16 protein-coding genes and 3 pseudogenes are annotated in these 20,033 nt (G+C 41.6%); 6 read left to right on the top strand and 13 right to left on the bottom strand.

What is annotated here, in order from left to right:
- Positions 1 to 53: 53 nt before the first annotated feature.
- The 4 genes from V7L29_RS06045 to V7L29_RS06030 form a co-directional block, all read right to left on the bottom strand.
- The gene (locus V7L29_RS06045; protein WP_334734854.1) at positions 54 to 2,144 is read right to left on the bottom strand and encodes a glycoside hydrolase family 10 protein; all 2,091 of its coding nucleotides are present in this window, start codon (positions 2,142 to 2,144) and stop codon (positions 54 to 56) included.
- 233 nt (positions 2,145 to 2,377) lie between these two features.
- Positions 2,378 to 2,950 carry an HdeD family acid-resistance protein gene (locus V7L29_RS06040; RefSeq protein WP_334692353.1) on the bottom strand — a complete coding sequence of 191 codons (573 nt, stop codon included), beginning with the start codon at positions 2,948 to 2,950 and terminating at the stop codon, positions 2,378 to 2,380.
- Between the two features lie 189 nt (positions 2,951 to 3,139).
- On the bottom strand, positions 3,140 to 3,691 hold the full coding sequence (locus V7L29_RS06035) for an alpha/beta hydrolase (protein ID WP_334692354.1): 552 nt from the start codon (positions 3,689 to 3,691) through the stop codon (positions 3,140 to 3,142).
- A 160-nt stretch (positions 3,692 to 3,851) separates the two neighbouring features.
- Complete coding sequence (locus V7L29_RS06030; protein WP_334692355.1) at positions 3,852 to 4,070, bottom strand: bromodomain-containing protein; 219 nt, start codon at positions 4,068 to 4,070, stop codon at positions 3,852 to 3,854.
- Between the two features lie 568 nt (positions 4,071 to 4,638).
- Between V7L29_RS06030 and V7L29_RS06025 the strand changes: the two genes are divergently transcribed.
- From V7L29_RS06025 to V7L29_RS35430, 3 genes are read left to right on the top strand one after another with little or no spacing between them, the layout of a single operon-like run.
- On the top strand, positions 4,639 to 5,220 hold the full coding sequence (locus V7L29_RS06025; RefSeq protein WP_334734853.1) for a Uma2 family endonuclease: 582 nt from the start codon (positions 4,639 to 4,641) through the stop codon (positions 5,218 to 5,220).
- A gap of 19 nt (positions 5,221 to 5,239) precedes the next feature.
- Positions 5,240 to 5,377: an IS1/IS1595 family N-terminal zinc-binding domain-containing protein gene (locus tag V7L29_RS35435; protein WP_442944141.1), complete on the top strand. Its 138-nt coding sequence runs from the start codon at positions 5,240 to 5,242 to the stop codon at positions 5,375 to 5,377.
- A 22-nt stretch (positions 5,378 to 5,399) separates the two neighbouring features.
- Entirely contained in the window at positions 5,400 to 5,573 is a 174-nt protein-coding gene (locus V7L29_RS35430) for a hypothetical protein (RefSeq protein WP_442944140.1), read from the top strand.
- On the opposite strand, the gene V7L29_RS06015 is transcribed toward V7L29_RS35430, so the two are convergent.
- From V7L29_RS06015 to V7L29_RS05985, 7 genes and pseudogenes are all read right to left on the bottom strand, one after another.
- Positions 5,557 to 5,745 carry a hypothetical protein gene (locus V7L29_RS06015; protein WP_334734851.1) on the bottom strand — a complete coding sequence of 63 codons (189 nt, stop codon included), beginning with the start codon at positions 5,743 to 5,745 and terminating at the stop codon, positions 5,557 to 5,559. The two genes, V7L29_RS35430 and V7L29_RS06015, sit on opposite strands and share 17 nt — an antisense overlap.
- A gap of 13 nt (positions 5,746 to 5,758) precedes the next feature.
- Positions 5,759 to 9,376, bottom strand: a complete 3,618-nt coding sequence (gene nifJ, locus V7L29_RS06010; RefSeq protein ID WP_334734850.1) for a pyruvate:ferredoxin (flavodoxin) oxidoreductase — start codon at positions 9,374 to 9,376, stop codon at positions 5,759 to 5,761.
- Between the two features lie 474 nt (positions 9,377 to 9,850).
- Positions 9,851 to 10,720, bottom strand: a complete 870-nt coding sequence (locus V7L29_RS06005; RefSeq protein WP_334734849.1) for a nucleotidyltransferase family protein — start codon at positions 10,718 to 10,720, stop codon at positions 9,851 to 9,853.
- Entirely contained in the window at positions 10,701 to 12,104 is a 1,404-nt protein-coding gene (locus V7L29_RS06000; protein WP_334734848.1) for an aromatic ring-hydroxylating dioxygenase subunit alpha, read from the bottom strand. Before V7L29_RS06000 ends, V7L29_RS06005 begins: the two co-directional genes overlap by 20 nt.
- Before the next feature lie 626 nt (positions 12,105 to 12,730).
- A pseudogene (locus V7L29_RS05995) lies at positions 12,731 to 13,516 on the bottom strand (DevA family ABC transporter ATP-binding protein).
- Positions 13,517 to 13,689: 173 nt separating this feature from the next.
- Positions 13,690 to 14,580, bottom strand: a pseudogene (locus tag V7L29_RS05990) (HlyD family secretion protein); the annotation flags it as partial.
- A 161-nt stretch (positions 14,581 to 14,741) separates the two neighbouring features.
- A complete protein-coding gene (locus V7L29_RS05985) occupies positions 14,742 to 15,353 on the bottom strand; it encodes a TetR/AcrR family transcriptional regulator (protein ID WP_334734847.1) in 612 nt (203 codons plus the stop codon).
- 454 nt (positions 15,354 to 15,807) lie between these two features.
- Between V7L29_RS05985 and V7L29_RS05980 the strand changes: the two genes are divergently transcribed.
- Positions 15,808 to 16,896 (top strand): endo-1,4-beta-xylanase, encoded by a 1,089-nt coding sequence (locus V7L29_RS05980; protein WP_334734846.1) that lies wholly within the window; start codon positions 15,808 to 15,810, stop codon positions 16,894 to 16,896.
- A gap of 356 nt (positions 16,897 to 17,252) precedes the next feature.
- On the opposite strand, the gene V7L29_RS05975 is transcribed toward V7L29_RS05980, so the two are convergent.
- On the bottom strand, positions 17,253 to 17,666 hold the full coding sequence (locus V7L29_RS05975; RefSeq protein ID WP_334692363.1) for a hypothetical protein: 414 nt from the start codon (positions 17,664 to 17,666) through the stop codon (positions 17,253 to 17,255).
- A gap of 451 nt (positions 17,667 to 18,117) precedes the next feature.
- On the opposite strand from V7L29_RS05975, the gene V7L29_RS05970 reads away from it, so the two are divergent.
- Both V7L29_RS05970 and V7L29_RS35425 read left to right on the top strand, forming a co-directional pair.
- On the top strand, positions 18,118 to 18,684 hold the full coding sequence (locus V7L29_RS05970) for a PadR family transcriptional regulator (RefSeq protein WP_334692364.1): 567 nt from the start codon (positions 18,118 to 18,120) through the stop codon (positions 18,682 to 18,684).
- Between the two features lie 99 nt (positions 18,685 to 18,783).
- Positions 18,784 to 18,921 (top strand): annotated as a pseudogene (locus V7L29_RS35425) (carotenoid oxygenase family protein); the annotation flags it as partial.
- A gap of 311 nt (positions 18,922 to 19,232) precedes the next feature.
- Here the strand turns inward: V7L29_RS35425 and V7L29_RS05960 are convergent.
- Positions 19,233 to 19,937, bottom strand: coding sequence for a CAP domain-containing protein (locus V7L29_RS05960; protein ID WP_334734845.1), 705 nt, complete (start codon positions 19,935 to 19,937; stop codon positions 19,233 to 19,235).
- Positions 19,938 to 20,033: the final 96 nt, after the last annotated feature.

Genomic DNA, 20,033 nt, shown 5'->3' with positions numbered 1-20,033 from the left:
TGAGAAGTCGATAAATATGATTTTTTATGGCTTGTGAGAAATCCAGGTTTGGTTCAACTCACTGTAATAACTGTTCCCACACTCTCATTCGCTAATCTATCCACTGCACATACAGCATAAGTTCCCGCTTGTTGGACGGTAGCGAAGGTTGTGCCAGCAGACAAAATTCGCTGAATTGTCCAAGTATCGCCAGTTTGCCGATAAAGTGTCCAAGAACGAACTGGCTGATTATCACCAGGCTGCCAACTCAGTTTGCGGTTATTGACTTGTAGTCCAATAGGTGGAGGGGGTGGTGTTGTATCTTGCCAAGACAAAGTTGGCGGGAGCGCAGGTTTATTATAAAGCAGACTTTGGAATTTATCAGCAATGCCCTGACTATTTTCCGTCAAAACAGCGAGATTAAAGAAGATATTCCCCAGTGACAACTGTCCAGCTTGGCTACGACTAATTTTCACCTGCTTTTCAATCTCATCACTCTCCCGACTCTTGTTGCTTGGTTCTGTCAAATTATTACCAGCGTAAACGTGTCTTTGCTTTGTATTTACCTGTGTCCACCACTTTAGCAACGCTGAATAACTTTGTTGTGGTTGATCTGTGCGCCAATAAAGTTGAGGCGCAATATAATCAATCCACCCTTGTTCTAACCATTTCTTCGAGTCAGCATACAGCACGTTGTAAGCATCCAACCCAGTAATACCAGCGGGTTGTCCGGGGCGATAAATCCCAAAGGGACTAATACCAAATTTAACGTCGGGTTTGGTTGTTTTAATTCCCTCCCAGAGGCGCTGTACCATTTTGTTAACATTGTCCCGTCGCCAGTCGCCAAGGTTGAGTGTACCACCAGCTGCTTTATATGCAGCATAAGTTTTGTTATCAGGGAAAGACTGTCCCTCGATAGGATATGGATAGAAATAATCATCTAAGTGAATGCCATCAACATCGTAGCGCTTCACTACGTCGATAATTACGTTGTAAGCTCTGTCTTGAACTACTTTCAGTCCTGGGTCCATCCAGCGTTGAGTTTTCCACAAATAAACGCTTTCTGGATTGGTAACTGCTATGTGGGGACGGACAGTTTTGGCTGGGTCGGTGGAAGTGCTAGCGCGGTAGGGGTTAAACCAAGCATGAAGTTCAATATTGCGCTTGTGACATTCTGCGATCGCAAACGCTAAAGGATCATAAAATGGTTCTGGTGCTTGACCCTGAGTTCCCGTAATCCAAGCACTCCAAGGCTCTAATTTGGATTCATATAAGGCGTCTCCCTCCGGTCGCACCTGAAACATAAGGGCATTGAAGTTTAACGCTTGTAATTTACTAATAATCTCGCTAAGTTCGGCTTTTTGTTGAGCAACAGAAAGTCCCGCTTTGGAAGGCCAATCACCATTCCACACAGATACTACCCACGCTCCCCGGAATTCCCGGCTATGATTTACCCTTACACTACCGACAGGTGTGGGTGTAGGTATTGGTATTGGCGTTGGTGTGGGTGTAGGTGTCGGCGTTGGTATCGGTGTAGGTATTGGTATCGGTATTGGCGGCTGCACTAGGTAACTAGAAGCAATTTTTTCTGCTTCACCTAAATACACCAAAGCTTGATAAATAATCACTGCCACATCTGCACGGGTGGTTGCGAGATTGGGATTGAGTAATTTCACATTTGGGAAACTAACCACCAATCCAGCGCTGGTGGCAATAGCTATGTGATTTCTACCATACTCAGGAATCTGAACAGAATCTTGATAAATTTCTGGGAGTGCTGAGAGAAGGTCAGGTTTTACCTTGGTGGCAATTTCTAAGCCTCCTACCAAAGAAACTAAGACTTCTACTCTAGTAATTCGGTTAGCGGAACGGAAACTTTTATCAGGAAACCCGCTAAGAAATGCTTTTTCGTAAGCTGCTTGAATGGCAGCTGCTGCCCAATAATTAATAGGTACATCAACAAAGGGGACATACTGCCGTTTCTTGGAAACTTTCCCAAATGCGTTGGCAATGATGGCGGCAAATTCAGCGCGGGTGAGTGAGTTATCGGGGCGATACGTGCCATTAGGCAACCCACTAACAATACCACGTTGGGCTAAGGCTGTAATAAATGAGCGTGCCCAATGGTTTTGAATATCCGAGAAGGGAATAGCAGTAGATACCATTGTTGATTGCAGCTAGATGGCCTTGATTTTGATTTCCTTAGTTAATTTAGCAATTTTGTTGGCGTAGGCGTAGCCAGCCGTAGGCATCGCTGCTGCAATGTACTTATGAAAAACTCCACGCCACTTGCAAGATGGAGTTTCTCGCCGCTTTCAATAAACTTTGACTATTGAAGTTTGGGTATGGGACTTTGGGCATTGGGTTTTGGTAATTGCTTTTCCCCATGCCCCATCTACTAAGTGCCTTTTGCAGTTTGGTCAGAAGGATTCAAAGTAGAACGCGCATTCAACGCCAGCATCACACGTGAAATGCCAGTGAAAAGAATGCTGACACCGACTAGTATACCTAGCAGCCAGGGCGCATCAAAGGGCCACTGGAACCAAATCATTGCGCCTAAGACCAGCGTAATAATACCATCACTTAGTATCCACGTCCAGTTTTGTTGCGGACGTAACTGGAATGCCAGAATTAACTCAAATGTGCCTTCAGTTAGCAAAAAGGTACCAAGCAACAGAGTTAATGTGAGAACACCTGTAAAAGGATAAACAAACAACATCACGCCCGTTGCAATATAGAGTCCGCCCAATAAAAGTTTCCAAATAAAACCTCCTCGCTGGCGGGTTTGAGTGGCGTAAACTAGTTTTGTAAATCCCGCAGAAATCAAAATCACTGCAACCCAAGTCTCGGCGAATATAGTCGAGATACTAGGCAGTGCGATCGCAACAACCCCCAAAACAGTCAGCAGAACACCAGTTATCAGCGACCCATTAACATCCTTGTTAATATCTCTAGAAACGTCAGTTGTCATACAAATTTTTTCCCTATGCTTAGACTCAACTCTACATTTAGATTAGGGAATTTATAAGTTACAGGGTATGAACCCTAAGATAGACTCATCAGTATTAACTTAATCCTGCTCATGATTAAAATTTCTGATTATTGATGTGATGCACCAAATCAATCATCTAATGATAACTGTATTGTCTCTAAGTAACCCTCATAAGAGTTCTGCAAGATTGCTTAGGCGTTCATAAACTGAGATCAGACGATCTCCTTCAAGTTCAACAGAAGTATTTGGATAATTCTGAATGGCTCCAAGCAGTGTAACTTCACCATTTTGTTTAATAGAAGCACTTAAAGCGCTTCGCAGGGCTTGCTGATTTAGTTGTCCTGCGGGAGGGTGAACTACCTCACCAATTTGGTCTACCAAAATGGGCCCAGCCCAGCTAGACAGTAAGCTATTTAAAAAGGCAGGATCGGCTTTGATTGGGGCTTTCAGTGCCTTACGAGCTAATGCGGGGTCTTGTTGGGCCGCTTGCAAATAAGCTGTTAACGTCGAGGTAGTCTTGCCAGTTTCTGTAAACTGACTTAATTCTTTAACAGATATTTGCCCCTGAAAAGTACCATATTTTAAAACAACTTGCTCGGCAGCATTAGCATTAGTACTTAAGAGCAGAACAATAGTACTTACGCCTAAAGCTACTGTTTGAGTGAGTAAGTTAGTAAATTTTCTATTGTTTAATCGATTGAAAAGTTGATAAATCTGCATTCTGTTGAACTTTATAATGGTGTGGAGCGTACATAGGCACAAAATGCCCAAGCGTTATATACTATTTTACAAAATCTCTGCTACAGATACATGATCAGGGGCGTACAGATGTACGACCCTACAGCCAATTTATTTGTTGCAAAGATTTTTGAAAATGGTGTTATAAAGCTTTTTCATTAGGCGAAGGTGCATGAGGTAGTATGGAGCGTTCTTCGTCTAAGGTTGGTATAGGTATGCCCAAATGCTTCCTTGCAGATTCTTCAGCTAGCTTTCGGTCTTGCTCGTTATCGAACTGACTCTCATCTAACAAATGAGAGTTTTTTGCCGCTTCATCTCTGCTTGGTCGATAGCCATTTTTCCACCTGTACTTCCAGTCCATAATTTTAAAGGCAGATATACTGCAATTTGATTTCCTAGTTCTTTATAGTAAGCGCTTAATGAAAGATGATACTCCCGCTATAGGTTGAAGAGGCTCATTCAGAGGGTACAAATTTAACATCATTAGACCTCTTGCAAAAGTTCCAAATGCATGGGACAAATGAGGTTAGAGTTGGGTAGCACAAATGACCTACGAACAAGTGAAAAGCTTAAAGCTAGAAGACTTTAAACGCTTGTGTGGTGTACGCTCGGAGACTTTTAACCAGATGTTAGAGGTAGTGTAAGACATAAATTTAATTGTTGGTTTTAATTACCCAACCAGGAGAAAGGTTATCAAGCGATCGCGGTGTAGATGTTGCTTTGATGGTAGGATTTTGAGTTGTATTGAAGCACCCGGGAGAGTTGAAGCGCCCGTATTTGACTGAGTTTGAGGAAAGGCTTTTGAGTTTTATAGAGCTTGAAAGTGGAATTAGTAACCCACAAATAGACTAAATATTGACTGGGAGTAAGCTAGCCGCATAATAGAAAGGTAAAATGTATGTTTAGAGTGATGATGAAGTAAAAAGTTTATGGCCAGAGCAATCAAAAAACTCACTCTGGACGAGTATCTTGCCTATGATGATGCCACAGATGTTCGCTATGAACTTGTGGATGGAGATTTAGTTGAAATGCCACCGGAAAGCGATAAGAATAACTTGATTTCTCTCTATCTACTGTCACAGTTTCTCAAGTTTGCCCCGATTCAACTCATTCGCCATAAAGATACAGAACTCGTGGTCATAGGCAACCAGACTCGTGTACGGCTACCTGATTTAATGATATTGACACAAGAGTTACTAGAAGCGATGGCAGGCGGACGAGCGACGATCACTCCAGATATGCCTTCTCCAATATTAGTGGTTGAGGTGGTCTCTCCTGGAAAGGTGAATGAGGATAGAGACTACCGCTATAAGCGCTCTGAGTACGCCGCACGAGGTATCTCTGAATACTGGATTGTTGATGCCCAAAAAGCCCGAATAACCCTGCTGACTCTGGTAGATGGACTATATGAAGAAACTGTATTTCAGGAAACAGACATTATTAAGTCAGCGACTTTTCCACTGCTAGATGTGACCGTAACCCAAGTATTGACGGCTGGACAAATGCAGTAATATGGACTGACTCTGAGCAATGGGTAAGATTTTGGGCGTCGCTATGCAATGTCCAAGATGTGCATCAACCCACCTTCGTAAAAATGGTCGGCAACGTGGTAAACAAAACTACATACAGCAGATTGCAACTTCTCTACGAGAGGCTACGCCAAGGTGAGGTACAGATTATCGTAGGGAACATGGCTGTGCCCCTACCCGTGTACTTCATTTACCTGCAATACGCTGTATATATTCAATGTGGTCGTCAGTTTATCGATTCCTATGAATCAAAAGGTTATTCTGAAGAATTTAAACGTGAGGTGCCTTTGTTGGCTCAAGGATGGCGTTCAACACAACTTAAACCACAGTGTTAGTCATCAACATCGCGATGTTTGTCATCAACATTGCGACATTAATCATCAACATCGCGATGTTTGTCATCAACATCGCGACATTAGTCATCAACATCGCGACATTAGTCATCAACATTGCGATGTTTGTCATCAACATCGCGACGTTAGTCATCAACATTACGATGTTTGTCATCAACATCACGACATTAGTCATCAACATCGCGCTTTGCGAGATATTGGTACATCTGCCAACGTGCATCTACCTCAGCTTGCGCTTGTTCTAACAAGTGCTTGGCTACGTCGGGTTTGCTCTTGGTGAGCATTTTGAAGCGATTTTCTTGATACATCGAATCTTTTACCGATTGCTTAGGCGATCGCATATCCAATTGCAATGGATTTTTACCCTGGTTGAGCAACTCTGGATTATGCCGATACAGCAACCAACGACCTGATTCTACCAGAGTTTTCTGATGATTCATCCCTGTGGTCATATTAATGCCGTGGGCGATGCAATGGCTGTAAGCAATAATCACTGATGGCCCATCATAAGCTTCTGCTTCCAAAAATGCTTTCAGGGTATGTTCATCTCTAGCACCAAGAGCTACACTCGCTACGTAGACATTTCCGTAGGTCATGGCAATCATTCCTAAGTCTTTTTTAGGTGCAGGCTTACCACTGGCAGCATATTTAGCAACTGCTGCTCGTGGCGTGGCTTTGGAAGATTGACCGCCTGTATTAGAATACACTTCTGTATCCATGATCAAGATGTTGACATTTCGACCACTAGCGATTACATGATCGATACCACCAAAATCAATATCATAAGCCCAACCGTCACCGCCAACAATCCAGACGCTTTTTCTCACCAAGTAGTTTGCAAGGGATTTGAGATTTTGGATTTTAGATTTTACATTAGGATCGAGAGTTACGATTTCATCTAACTTCTGCTGCAACAGTTCTATCTTTTCGCGCTGTTCCCAAATGTCAGCTTCAGATTTTTGTTCAGCTTTCAGGATTGAGTAGACAAGGTTTTCATCTATTTCACTCCCCAATTCTTGCAACAATTCCGCCGCAATCTCAGCTTGTTTGTCGAGGGAAAGGCGGAAGCCATAACCGAATTCGGCGTTATCTTCAAATAAATTATTAGACCACGCTGGCCCGCGTCCTTCGGCGTTGGTTGTCCAAGGAGTTGTGGGGAGATTCCCACCATAAATTGAGGAACAACCTGTAGCATTGGCGATGACAGCGCGATCGCCAAACAATTGTGTTAATAATTTCAAATAAGGTGTTTCACCACAACCTGCACAAGCACCAGAAAATTCAAATAAAGGTTCTTGCAGTTGTTGTTGGCGAATCTGGTTTAATTTTAGCGATCGCCTGTCAGGATTAGGTAAACTCAAAAAGAAATCCCAGTTTTTCCGTTCTTGCTCTTGCAATGGCAACTGCTGTGCCATATTAATCGCTTTTTGCGATGGCTCAGATTTATTTTTAGCAGGGCAAATATTTACACAAATCGTGCATCCCGTGCAATCTTCTGGGGCAACTTGAATAGTAAATTGTTGATTGGCAAAGTCTTTATCTTTTGCACCAGTTGACTTGAAGGTTTCTGGTGCATTAACTAACTCATCCGCTTGATAAGCTTTTGCACGGATGGCACTGTGCGGACAAACCATGACGCACTTACCACATTGTATGCAGACATCCGGCTCCCATACAGGTATCTCTTCGGCAACGTTACGTTTTTCCCACTTGGCAGTACCTACAGGAAAGGTGCCATCAACAGGTAGTGTACTAACAGGTAAGTCATCACCTTCCCAGACCATGATTTTGCCCAGAACTTCCCGGACAAATTCGGGAGCATTAGAGACGCGATTAATCGCGTCTGTACAGGAGTGAGGATTTTGGATTGTCTGTGGTACATGTACTTTATGCAAGTTGTCTAAGGTGTTGTCTACAGCTTGCAAGTTCATGCGGACAACTTCTGCGCCTTTTTTACCATAAGTCTTGTCAATCGCTTGTTTGATTTTAGTGATCGCTTCTTCTTGTGGCAAGACACCCGCTAAGGCAAAGAAGCATACCTGCATGATAGTGTTAATTCTTCCACCCATGCCACTTTCACGGGCAACCTGGCTAGCATTGATGATATATAACTTCAAATGCTTATCGATAATTTGCTGCTGCACCTTCAACGGCAGATTTTCCCAAACGATATCTGCATCATAAGGACTGTTAAGCAGCAAAGTTGCCCCAGGAATAGCAGCTTTCAAAATATCTATGCGTTCCAGAAATCCCCAATGATGGCAACCAATAAAATTGGCTTGGTCAATTAAGTAGGTGGAGCGAATTGGCTCTTTGCCGAAGCGTAAGTGAGAGACAGTCATCGAGCCAGATTTCTTGGAGTCATAGACAAAGTAGCCTTGGGCGTAATTGTCGGTTTCTTCACCAATAATCTTGATGGAGTTTTTGTTAGCCCCAACAGTGCCATCAGCACCTAATCCATAGAACATTGCCCGAACAACGTTATCCGATTCGGTAGAGAAATTAGGGTCAAAGCTCAAAGAAGTATGACTAACGTCGTCATTAATCCCAATAGTAAAGTGATTTTTTGGTTTAGCTTGGGCAAGATTGTCAAAAATGCCCTTCACCATCGCCGGAGTAAATTCCTTAGAAGAAAGACCGTAACGCCCACCAATAATTTTAGGGGATAAGAAAGTATTTTCTCCCCCTGCCTCCCCTGCTCCCCCTGCTCCCCCTGCCCTGTTATCTTCCCACGCCTCATGGATAGCAGCCACCACATCTAAATACAACGGTTCCCCGGCGCTACCTGCTTCTTTAGTGCGGTCGAGAACTGCGATCGCTTTTACACTAGTTGGCAATACTGCAACAAACCTTTGGACGTCAAAGGGGCGGTAAAGTCGCACTTTCACTACACCAAGTTTTTCACCACGGGCGTTAAGATAATCTACTGTTTCATGGACGGTTTCACAACCTGAACCCATAAGAACGATAACGCGATCAGCATCGTTGGCGCCGTAATATTCATAGATTTGGTAATGCCTTCCCGTGCATTCTCCAAATTGATCCATGATCCGCTGGACAATTTCTGGACAAGCATTGTAGTAAGGGTTAGCGCCTTCACGTCCTTGGAAATAGACATCGGGGTTTTGGGCAGTACCCCGCAAGACTGGACGATCTGGGGTAAGCGCACGGCTACGATGGGCGAGTATGAGGTGATCGTGGATGAGCGATCGCAAATCGTCATCTGAGAGCAGTTTCACCTTCTGCACTTCATGCGAGGTGCGGAAACCGTCAAAGAAGTGCATAAACGAGACTCGCGTCTCTAGGGTAGCAGCATGGGCGATGAGAGCAAAATCTTGACTTTCCTGCACCGAAGCGGAACACAGCAAAGCAAAACCAGTAGCACGAGCTGCCATCACATCGCTATGATCACCAAAAATTGATAAAGCATGAGTAGCCAAAGAACGGGCTGCAACGTGAACTACGGCGCTAGTCAACTCACCAGCAATTTTGTAGAAATTGGGGATCATCAACAATAATCCCTGAGATGCCGTGAAAGTGGTACTCAGAGAACCTGTTTGCAATGCCCCATGCACAGCACCAGCAGCCCCACCTTCGCTCTGCATTTGCACGACGCTGGGAACAGTACCCCAGAGGTTGGGACGACTTTCTGCTGACCAAGCATCAGCCCATTCACCCATCGCTGAAGAGGGAGTGATGGGATAAATGGCAATCACTTCATTTAATTTATAAGCAACACGGGCGACAGCCTCATTCCCGTCGATAGTTGCAAAAGTTTTGTTCATAATATGATTTTTGTCCCCGCCTCTAAGCTGCATTATCAGAACACGTGAATATAAGAATCAGAAATAGCCAGAACTAGAAAGTGAGTGGATTATATACATTAAAGAATTATCGGTAGGATTTATTCCGTGTTTAAAGGATAATTTATTGATGGTTTTTAGCTCTTACAGCAGTTTTCATGTATTTAAACTACATCTGTCGTAGGGGCACAGCAATGCTGTGCCCGTAGAGCGTGGTCTATTTACCTGAAAATAGCTGTAAGTTAACTTTCAACAAATACTGCATCTATTAATATCTCATCCGCAATTCTGCATCTATTAATATGCATTAATAATGTACTCAATAACTGAAGTCTCTGTTTTATAAGACTTTAAGACAATTTATTCTTTTTTGTAGGGTATGGGGTCGGGAATCTTTTTCCGATGATCAAGCATCATTTCCAATCGCATAGCAACTAAATCAGATGGCAATAAAAATTACATCGCTAATCGCCGATTTCCATACCATTGACTCAAATCATCCTCAATCGCCTCAATAATCGCGATCGCCTCAGTGATTGATTTTGCATCGGCAGCTAAAAGTGCAAACGCTTGCTCAACCCGTTGTTGATAGTCCTGTGGGCAAATAGCAAATTTATTAGCGACTGCCATCGCCCCCTTTTCATTCAACAGGTAATCTTCATTCAGCGCGAATAAAACCTGATTAATACACGCCACGCTGCGGAAACAACAACCTGCTGCATAAACAACATCATCGCGTGCAATCGCCTTTTTTGCAACCAACAGCGAGAAACTTATTTCCCAGGCAAAAGTATCAATAGTTGCCTGTTTTAGCCCAACTGGATAAGGCTTTGTTTTTGCCTTCAAAGCTTCTAAAACACCATCAGGGTCGTAAAGTGCCTGACAAAGAGCAATTTCCCCCATATAAATAGAGGACACAAAGCCATGAGGATGTCCTGGTTGATAATCAATACTAATGTGTCCATTATGGCAATCATCAATGACACGATTGACTTTCGCCAAATCGCGATAGAGAAAATCTACACCTACACCTTCTACCACAAGCCAACCGCCGCCGTTAATCCACTTTCCCCATTCCCCAATCGCAGTAATCAAATTTACGCGGCCTTTATCATCAAGCTCACAGGCGAGGCCATTTAAAGCAATTAAATCGGGCGGGTTTTCTAGATTGTAATAAATCCCCAAATCCACATCTGACTTTAGGGTATGGTTACCCCGCGCCCGTGAACCACCCAGTGCGATCGCTGTAATTTCTTCAATTGACTGCAAACTTGAAACAATATGGTTGATGAATTGAGGCGATTCTTTATTTATAGATTTTTGCATTGCTGCCATAAAGTTTAACCAAAGGTAAACCTTTATTGGGAATACTACTAAGAAAAAGTTGTTTAATATCGTTCGACTTATATGATAATAAAGAACTCAAGACTGCAATGATGGTTGATATCAATACCAAACTTAGGTGAATACCTGTCAAGATAAAAACCAATGTTAAGAGTGCAAATATCAAAGTGCAAATATTAGAAAATCTTTGTACCTTTTCTATAATAATCAGAGAATTACGACAACTTGGACAATGCTTTGTATGTCTATGCCATCGGTCATATAGTTGTTCATTATTCAATTGTTTAAAACTGCCTTCTACACACCCTTGCCATGAAGGACTACCTCCAGCAAATTCGTCTAGCCATTTTCTGAAAGTTATGATGCCCACGTCAGCCGGAGAAGGCATAAAGTATGCCTTTTGCCATTTTGTATCTAACAATGACTGATTCACTTCCTGAGAATGCATAGCTGATAAATCTTGGTCACTTAGCTTGTATGTAGATAAGTGCTGTAACCCAGTTTGTAAATCCTTTGGGAGAATCTCAAGCCAAAAATTTCTTTTAACTAAACTTCCATCAGAAATAAACTTGCCAATGTACCTACAGTAACCTGGTTGTGTAGGAACAAAATACAACTGAAAAATATTAGTTTTGCCGTTGGGGTAACGATATATCGTAGTATTACAAGAGGGTGGAGTAAACTTCCGCATCGCCTCCATATCTTTGTTGAAGAAATTGTAGCCTTGATGTTTGAGAGTAAAACCTTCTTGAGCAGATATTTCTCCAACAGATTCAAAATGTTCCATAGGCACAGCTGTTTTAGGTGAAAAAATACCTATTCCTTCATGAAGAAATTCTGCATGAGAAGGATCAAAAGTACTTTCAACAGACACAGTATAACCAACAGGAACTTCTGTCATGTGCCAGGAGGTGGAAGATATATCTAGTTCAGACTCAGGTATGATAGCTGGCTGCTTGGAGTTACAATCCTCAAAGGCTGTTGAACTATCATCTGGCCATACCCAAAGCAATTCTTGAATCACTTGTGTAGGATATGTTGTAACTTTTGACCTTAAACTATCACAAGCAGTTACTTCTGCTTGGCTACCAGCCAACATAGGAATTTTAGTGCATTTCCCTTCACCGTTAAAACACCAACCGTGATGTCTACACATTAAGTTTCCATCTTCAGTGATGCTTCCCATAGATAGTCGCGCCAACTTATGAGGACAAACATCATCCATTACTATCCACTTTTGATTTTTGTCTCTCCAAATCACCAGCTTTTTCCCCAGAAGAGTGATAGGAGTGGGATTCAAAATATCTAAGTAGCTTAAAGGAATAATAGGATACCACTGTTTAACCCATGAAAACTGAGTTGTCATAACAAGAGCTAGAAACCTAATTTATAAAACTATATTAATACAGTAAGCCGTTGAACGATTTTTCCTGAATGAATCAAAGGCGTAGGCGTAGCCCGTCGTAGCGAAAAGTTGGATCGGAGGAAACCTCCGCTCCAAACTTTTCAAGGCAGACATCGCAAGCTTCCGGCTCAACGATACACCAAAATGAATGTGTGAATTACTCAAATGAGAAAGTAATCAAGCATTTAAAGAAAGCAATATGCTTTTTTGCTTGCTGAATCTACCGAAATGAGAAAGCAATCAAGCATTTTGAGAAAGTAATATGCCTTTTTACTTGCTGAATCTACCGAAATGCTTGCTAAATCTACTGAAATGAGAAAGCATTCAAGCATTTTGAGAAAGTAATATGCCTTTTTACTTGCTGAATCTACCGAAATGAGAAAGCAAACAGGCATTTTGAGAAAGCAATTAGGTATTTTGCTTATTAAATTTGACTTTATCTTTACTTTTATTTTATAAATGACCTCTCAGCAGCCATTATTACAGCTATTTTCAGGTAAATAGACTATAACGGGCACAGCATTGCTGTGCCCCTACAATATATATGGTTCAATTAAATAAAAACTGCTGTAAGTAAGTTTAACGAATTACGAATTGGTATTACTTGCTGTTGTAGTAGAATCGGTGCTATCAGTCTTCAGCTGACCATCTTTCATATAAATGATGCGATCGGCAATATCGAGGATGCGGTTGTCATGGGTAACTAGCAAAATTGTACAGCCTTGTTCTTTAGCTAGCTTCTGCATTATTTCCACAACATCGCGCCCAGATTTTTTATCTAGTGCAGCAGTGGGTTCATCTGCTAAGACAATTTTAGGATGGCTGACTAAAGCACGAGCGATGCCTACGGCGGGCTACGCCAACGCTACCCGTTGTTTTTGCCCTCCAGATAGTTTCTCTGGGTAGTAATCTACACGATCTGCTAAACCGACAGTTGACAAAATGGCGATCGCTTTGGCATTGATATCCTGATTCAGAAAATCGTCATGCAACTCTAGGGACATTCGCACATTTTCTCTTGCTATCAAAAAAGTCATCAGGTTATGAGCTTGGAAAATATAACCAATTTGGCGGCGAAGTTTCGTTAATTGCTGCTTTTTCGCACCACAAATTTCCTCTCCTAAGATTTTGAGGCTACCTTCTTGGGCAGAACGCAGTCCACCCATTAGGGTCAACAGGGTGGTTTTCCCTGATCCGGAAGGGCCAGTCATAATGACGATTTCCCCAGCGTTAATCTTCAAATTAATGTTGAATAATACTTGTTTACGAAGCGCCCCTTCACCAAAGTAGTGGTTGAGGTTATTGACATAAATCACGGGTTCTGAAACAGAAAGCGTTGAGTTGGAATTTACTGTTAAAGATTTTTGCAACATAGGATTTTACAAATAATTTTAGATGAAAAGACTTCGATTTATGCAGAAATATCAAATATTGTATTTTATTCAATTGCAAAGGTTATTAATTGTATATAATACATTCTTACTTGGGGCATTAAAAAACTCTCTATTCTCACTCCTAACTATTGACATTAAAAAACATCCGCCGGGTCAGCAGATCGTAACTTCCGCATAGCGATCGCATTTTCAACTTCTGTCTTGGCTGCGGCTACATCTACAGGTCGGACTTCTGCAATACTAGTGAGCGTGGCTTTGGCTTCACTAACTTGCTTGTTCCCAGTGGCATTAGTGCGGGCGAGTGCTGCTTTGGTTTCAGCTAATTGTTTGCTAGCAGTGGTATTAATCCGGTTCAGAACTGCTTTGGCTTCGTCTAGTTGCTGTTTAGCAGTTTCTACAGTCAAGCCCTTGCTGTCATACAAAGAATTAGAAACTGCTCCTTGAGAATATAGCTGCTGATAACGTTGATATTCGGCTTCGGCATTTTTGAGTTCTGCCTCTAGCTTCTTGATGGTTGCCTCTTGCGCTATTTTGTCTCCTGACCACTGTGCCTCTATGCGGAATATCGCTTCCTGTTGCGCTGTTTTGTCTCCTTGAGACTGGGCTTCGAGGCGTTCAACACTTGCCTGCTGGGCGTTAATTTTTCCTACTTTTGCTCCAGCTTGCACTTGAGCAAGTTTAGCTTGGGCAACTCTGACTTGTTGTTGGGCTTGTACTACAGCAGTTTGTAAGCGAGCGCGGGCGTCTAAAATTGCTACCACCTGTCCAACTTTAACGCGATCGCCCTCTTTGACTAAGATTTTGGCAACGCGATCGCCATCCAATGTTAAGGGCGCAAACAAGCTAATTACCTCTGCTTCCGGTTCTAGTCGTCCTAAAGCAGCCACTTTTTGACTTTTGGGCGTGGTTTCTACTGGCTCAGATTTATCAGTTTGACCAACTAACCCAAACTGATAAATCCCATAAACAACAATTCCAACTGTAATAGTAGTAGCTGCAATTACTAATATAATTAATCCTTTTTTTGAAGCTTTTATTGACAGCTTTTTAACATCTCTTTTGCTCTCCTAAACAAAATATTTTGTTTGTATCAAATGAACTAACAGTGTTAAAAACTAATTTAAAATTCTCATTTATTTATAGATAAATAATTACATTATACATACAGCATTTTGCCAATAAGCAGTAGCTACATAATCTAGCTCTACAAGCCTGATATAAAGGCTGTTTTATTCCTGAATACTGCCGTATGTTGCGGCAAATATGCCGTCAGCATTTTGCCGAGTAGCGCACATTGTTCAATAAAATCAATTGTTTCATCACCCCATAATTTCTCTAATATTAAACCATTTACAAAGCTCAAAAAAAAGGAAGCTAATACCGCATCTTGAATACCAAAAAATTCACAAGCAGCCTGCTGATACCGTTTATTAGTACGCTTAAAAACACTATTTTGCAACATTTTCTTAGAGTCTTTATGTTGACAAAAATCAACCCAAATATAAGTCCATTTAATGAAGTAATCTTCATTTTTCACCAGATATCTTCCTAGTGCTTCCATTCCCTCTTGCAGCGTTTGCGCTCCTTCCAATTCAGCTAATGCTGCACTTAAATCTTGCTCACATATTTCTTGAACCAATTGCTCAAATAGAGCTTGTTTGCTAGGAAAATAGTGATACAACGTACCAGTAGAAACCCCTAATCCTTCAGCAATTTGGCGCATAGTGATGGAACTATAGCCTTTTTGGGCAAATAAATCAAAGCACTTGTCAAGCAGCTCTTTACGGTATTGCTCATGGTCAACAATCTTAGGCATGACTAAACTTTCTTTATATCGAACGCTAGTTATACATTATTTGAAAGTTTTTATTACTGAAATGTCAAAGCATACTTGATTGATTTAAATCAAACATGCGTTATAGCTTAACCTAGTTTTGCGCTAGATGTAATACTTATCGTCACTTAGTATAATAATATAAATTAACTTTAATATAACCGTATATATACTTAAGGAAAAAAAGATAAATTCTTGTAATTCTGTGTTAGCGTTAGTGCAGCGTTCCGCAGGAAAGCTTAGGTAAAGGGGAGATAAACGGTAGCTTTGGCTCTTTGGGGTGCAATAACTGTGAAAATTATAACTAAACCTTAAAATGTATCAAAAATTATTATGTAATCTAATAATCTGTGTTTTTTATTAAGTACAATTTATGCATTATCGAAGAAAATTTTTAACAACAGCAGGATACACAAGCCTTTTTGCCTTATTGACTATGGGGTTTTTACAAAAGGATAGGCAAAAAGAAGACCATAGCACGAATGCTGATATAGCAAATTATACAAATACTCCCCTTCGGCAATTAGCCGCTGCCAAAGGAAAGCGTTATGGCACAGCAATTTCTGGTGAATTTTTGCAAAAACAGAAGGGTTACGCTGACCTAATTGCTCGTGAATGTTCGATTGCGACACCGAATGGTGAATTAAAATGGGACGCCACTGAAACACAGCCAGGAAAATTTACCTTTGAATCAGCAGATGCGATCGCTGATTTCTGCCAAAAGCATAATATGGAATTGCACGGGCATACCCTTTTCTGGCATATGGGAAAACCAGACTGGGTTCCTTACCCCCCCACTCTTAAGATGATCGAACGCCATGTTACCGGAGTCATGGGGCATTATCGTAATAGCCGTGTTTTAAAGTCTTGGGATATTGCTAATGAAATTATTGCTGATAATGAAAAAGAAACTGACAACGCTACTTACGGTTTGCGTAAAGGGGTAAAACCAGAATTGATTCGAGACTTGTTTTTAATTGCCGCTTCAGTTGATAACAGCAAGAAATTTTACATAAACGATTTCGGCATCGAAGGCGCTACATGGAAATCAGACCATTTCTTAAAAATGGTCGAATATCTCAAAAATAATGGGGTTAAAATTGACGGGGCAGGTATCCAGTCGCATCTATGGTTTTCTACTGCCTATGCTTTTGACGAGAAAGGATTTAATTCCGTCTTAAAACGGCTTAATGATCTTGAAGTTAAACCAATAATCACAGAATTAGATATTATCATTGATACCCCACTACCCGATAGTATCAAAAAGCTAGACCAGATGGTAGCCGACAGTTACAAGCGATATCTTGATCTGTGCTTTGCCGCTAAAGTTGATACTGTGATTACATGGGGGCTTACCGATCGTCATACCTGGATACGTCATCACGACTGGATGCCAAGAAAAACCTTTAGAGACAATCCAAATCTCTGGAAATTTTTGCGTCCGCTTCCCTTCGATGAGAACCTGCAACCTAAATCTGCTCGCAATGCTATTGCCCAGGCTTTTCAGCAAGCAACTCCTTCATAACCAGTAAAATATACTCCACCCAGGCGTAAATAGCGCTTTTAAGTATCATTCTGAGCGAAGTATATGGCGAGATTCTTCGCTATTCACGAGCATAGTTGAATAAGCCGTGCTTACTAATTAATCATTAAGCCTTAGTAGAACATTTTATAAATTCGTGACCAACTAAGCGACCTACCTGACTTTTCCACCTGACGTAAAAAGTCTGAAAAGTCAGGTATTAGAGCAGTTTTAAATTACGTAGACTATAACAAATAGTTCGTTATTGTAGGGTGGGCATTGCAATGCCCACCCTACTTACTGTGGTCTATTCAGATAGAATTCGCTGTATGGCTATTGAAAATCGCTCTAAGTTACCCTTAAACCTTAGACGTGAGAAATCTTGATATTTCTGCATGTGCCAACACAGCACCAGGTTCACGCTGGAGAGCGTTGTAATACTTTCTCTCGAATGTATTGCCCGTCTCTAACGGTACAATCAGCGTGCGGACATCAGCAATCAACTTTTCAAAATCGTCCAGCGCTATCGGTTCATCTGCTTCGAGCATTTCATCAACTTGCACGACCACCTCTGAAATGCGATGTAGCCAAGCAAATTGTTCATGAGCGATGACAAGTTGAAGTAGTTCTCCGCTTGATACTCGTCCACTAACCTGTTCGTAGGCAATGCGTTCTGTCTCCAGCAACATTTTGTGAAGGTGGAGTAACTTGTTTCGTAAATCACGCAGATATTGATGTTGACGTATTCTTTGTGAAAGTGTGTTAGAAGTCAATGTTATCCTTCCTTTCGTTACGATAGTCTTCAATGGCTTAAATAATTTCTGCGTCGGGATTCATCACAAATAGACTGTAGCGAACAACTGGTTTGTTGAGTCATACGCTAGCGATGAATAGCATATTTAATGGTGGCGTAGACGCTTGCTAGGAGGCTTGCCGCTCTTATCAGAACTTCTCCCTTCTCTTCTCTTGAAGACGCTCCATTAACGGGAGCGGCACTCAACCTACATCGCCACTTCCTCGCTGTCTTGTGCAAACAGCACCATTAGCCATCTGCTCAACCTCAGTTCATGTATTTCGTTTCCTTGCTAAGAAGCATTATAGTCAACATATCTTTTTATAGCCGTTATATCTTATATTAGATTAATCATATATTAGCATAAACTTATAACAAGTACATAGTGTAGGACCTATCGAGAAAATGTCAATTATGGGAAAACTGTCTTCATGTCCCTAGCATATGTAATTCTAGGTCTTCTTCAGCAGCAAGAAATGACAGGCTACGACCTCAAAACGAGCTGCTTTGATCAATGCATTGCCCATTTGTGGCCAGCAGACCAGGCACAAATTTACAGAACTCTCGATAAGCTAGTTGAGCAAGGCTGGATTACCTGTAAGATTGAGATTCAGCACGATCGCCCCAACCGAAAAGTCTACAGTGTGACGGAGCCAGGGAAAGCCGAATTCGCCCGATGGCTTGGGACTCATCAACCCTTACCGACTTTAAGAGAACCTTTGCTCGTCCAGTTACATTTTGCAGATCAGTTGTCGAATGAAACCATCATTCATCTACTGGAGCAAGAAGTGGCAGCTCGAAGCAAAAAGCTTGCTGAATGTGAAACTATCGATTTGCCATCACTCGCTGATGAGTCTGCCAACCGTGAGCAGGTGATGCAAAGGCTCGTGCTAGAGTTGGTGATCCGAAGAGAACAGACTTATATTGATTGGGTGAAGATAGCGATCAATGTTATCACTCATCAAAAGTCATATGCATCACATTACCAGATTATTTGACACTTAAGAGCACTAAGGCTACGGGATTCTTGTTTCAACCGTCTTCTCTAAGATGATTGGCTCTAGCTCGTTTTTCTGTAACTATCATAAATCAAGACAATGGTAACAATAGCAGTCAATCCCTATCTTGATCACAATTTTGCTCCAATCTGTAAAGAAATCACCACCGACAAATTGCCAGTCATCGGTGAATTACCCTTTGATTTATCGGGGATGTTTGTCCGGAATCGACAAAACCGATATGGCTACACCAACAAAATAGCGTTAAATGCAGACGGATGCATTGGCATTGCCCAAGGACGCATTGGCATTGTAGAAGAACGCATTGGCATTGTAGAAGAACGCATTGGCATTGTAGAAGAACACGTTGGCATTGCAGAGGGATGCATTGGCATTGCCAAATTTAATTCGCTACGAATTAATGAAATGCTGTACTAAGCAAGGCTTTACTCGGCTGCACGGTTTAAAACAAGGGGCAAAATCCCCTTGTTTTCTCTTAAGCTTTTGTTTGTGTAGCCGCGAATTCCATTCGCTATTCCCCACTCATATTATTTTTCCCTATACCCTCCAGCGTAGTCAATTACGCAGATTGTTCTATATGATTTGTGAGTTCCATAAGCAACGCCAGACACTTTAAAAGCGCCGTTAAAAATATTTTTTCTATGACCGCGATCGCTCACACCATCATCAATAATTAACTGCATGACGATATCTTGGGCAGTGTTTGGGCCATAACTGATATTTTCGCCTGCGGTTGTTTGCCATCTACCATAGCGGTTGATGCGAGTAAAGGGGTTGCTACCATCGCTACCATCATGACCTGTAACACCTTTTGGGCCTTGGTCTTTAACATGGTCTTTTGCTCCTAAAGACATACCCTTAGATGCAGTCAACGCTCCCACAGGACGTGCTGATTTCAGAAATGCGATCGCCTCATCGACTGCTTTGACTCCTTCTTGAGTCTGTAAATAAAAATTATTAGAAATTTTGACTCGGTTACCTTGGAAGCGCTTTCTATAGTTTTCCAGAATCGGGAGGTATGCTTTGGGATTTGTTCGTACCTTATTTGTTTCAACAATTACCTGTTGTTCCAGTGGTGAAAGATAACTCGCCTTTGCTAATAAAGTCGGACTAGCTGGCTGAACTACTGCTGGGTTAGAGTTTGTCACAGATGGGTTAGATTGAAACACTTGATTTGAGCAGCCGAATATCAGGGTAATCGGCAAAAATACCCAAAATTTCATGGGATGCATTCATTACCTCACAATTTTTTTATGGATTAATTTAGTGAATTAGAATAAGTAAGAATTTTCAACACACAGAGAAGTTTGTAGACGCTTCTTGATTCG

The sequence above is a fragment of the Nostoc sp. genome (assembly GCF_036916575.1).
In the GTDB taxonomy this organism is placed as follows: domain Bacteria; phylum Cyanobacteriota; class Cyanobacteriia; order Cyanobacteriales; family Nostocaceae; genus Nostoc.
Note: the sequence above shows the minus strand (reverse complement) of the source record. Positions and strands in the feature narration are given on the sequence as shown.

Bases quoted from the DNA above. Each gene is read 5' to 3' on its own strand.
- nifJ (WP_334734850.1), bottom strand. From the start codon at position 9,376: ATGAACAAAACTTTTGCAACTATCGACGGGAATGAGGCTGTCGCCCGT.
- V7L29_RS05970 (WP_334692364.1), top strand. From the start codon at position 18,118: ATGTCCCTAGCATATGTAATTCTAGGTCTTCTTCAGCAGCAAGAAATG.
- V7L29_RS06040 (WP_334692353.1), bottom strand. From the start codon at position 2,950: ATGACAACTGACGTTTCTAGAGATATTAACAAGGATGTTAATGGGTCG.
- V7L29_RS05960 (WP_334734845.1), bottom strand. From the start codon at position 19,937: ATGCATCCCATGAAATTTTGGGTATTTTTGCCGATTACCCTGATATTC.
- V7L29_RS05985 (WP_334734847.1), bottom strand. From the start codon at position 15,353: ATGCCTAAGATTGTTGACCATGAGCAATACCGTAAAGAGCTGCTTGAC.
- V7L29_RS06045 (WP_334734854.1), bottom strand. From the start codon at position 2,144: ATGGTATCTACTGCTATTCCCTTCTCGGATATTCAAAACCATTGGGCA.
- V7L29_RS35430 (WP_442944140.1), top strand. From the start codon at position 5,400: ATGGCTGTGCCCCTACCCGTGTACTTCATTTACCTGCAATACGCTGTA.
- V7L29_RS06015 (WP_334734851.1), bottom strand. From the start codon at position 5,745: ATGACAAACATCGTAATGTTGATGACTAACGTCGCGATGTTGATGACA.
- V7L29_RS35435 (WP_442944141.1), top strand. From the start codon at position 5,240: ATGGGTAAGATTTTGGGCGTCGCTATGCAATGTCCAAGATGTGCATCA.
- V7L29_RS06035 (WP_334692354.1), bottom strand. From the start codon at position 3,691: ATGCAGATTTATCAACTTTTCAATCGATTAAACAATAGAAAATTTACT.
- V7L29_RS06025 (WP_334734853.1), top strand. From the start codon at position 4,639: ATGGCCAGAGCAATCAAAAAACTCACTCTGGACGAGTATCTTGCCTAT.
- V7L29_RS06030 (WP_334692355.1), bottom strand. From the start codon at position 4,070: ATGGACTGGAAGTACAGGTGGAAAAATGGCTATCGACCAAGCAGAGAT.
- V7L29_RS05980 (WP_334734846.1), top strand. From the start codon at position 15,808: ATGGGGTTTTTACAAAAGGATAGGCAAAAAGAAGACCATAGCACGAAT.
- V7L29_RS06005 (WP_334734849.1), bottom strand. From the start codon at position 10,720: ATGCAAAAATCTATAAATAAAGAATCGCCTCAATTCATCAACCATATT.
- V7L29_RS06000 (WP_334734848.1), bottom strand. From the start codon at position 12,104: ATGACAACTCAGTTTTCATGGGTTAAACAGTGGTATCCTATTATTCCT.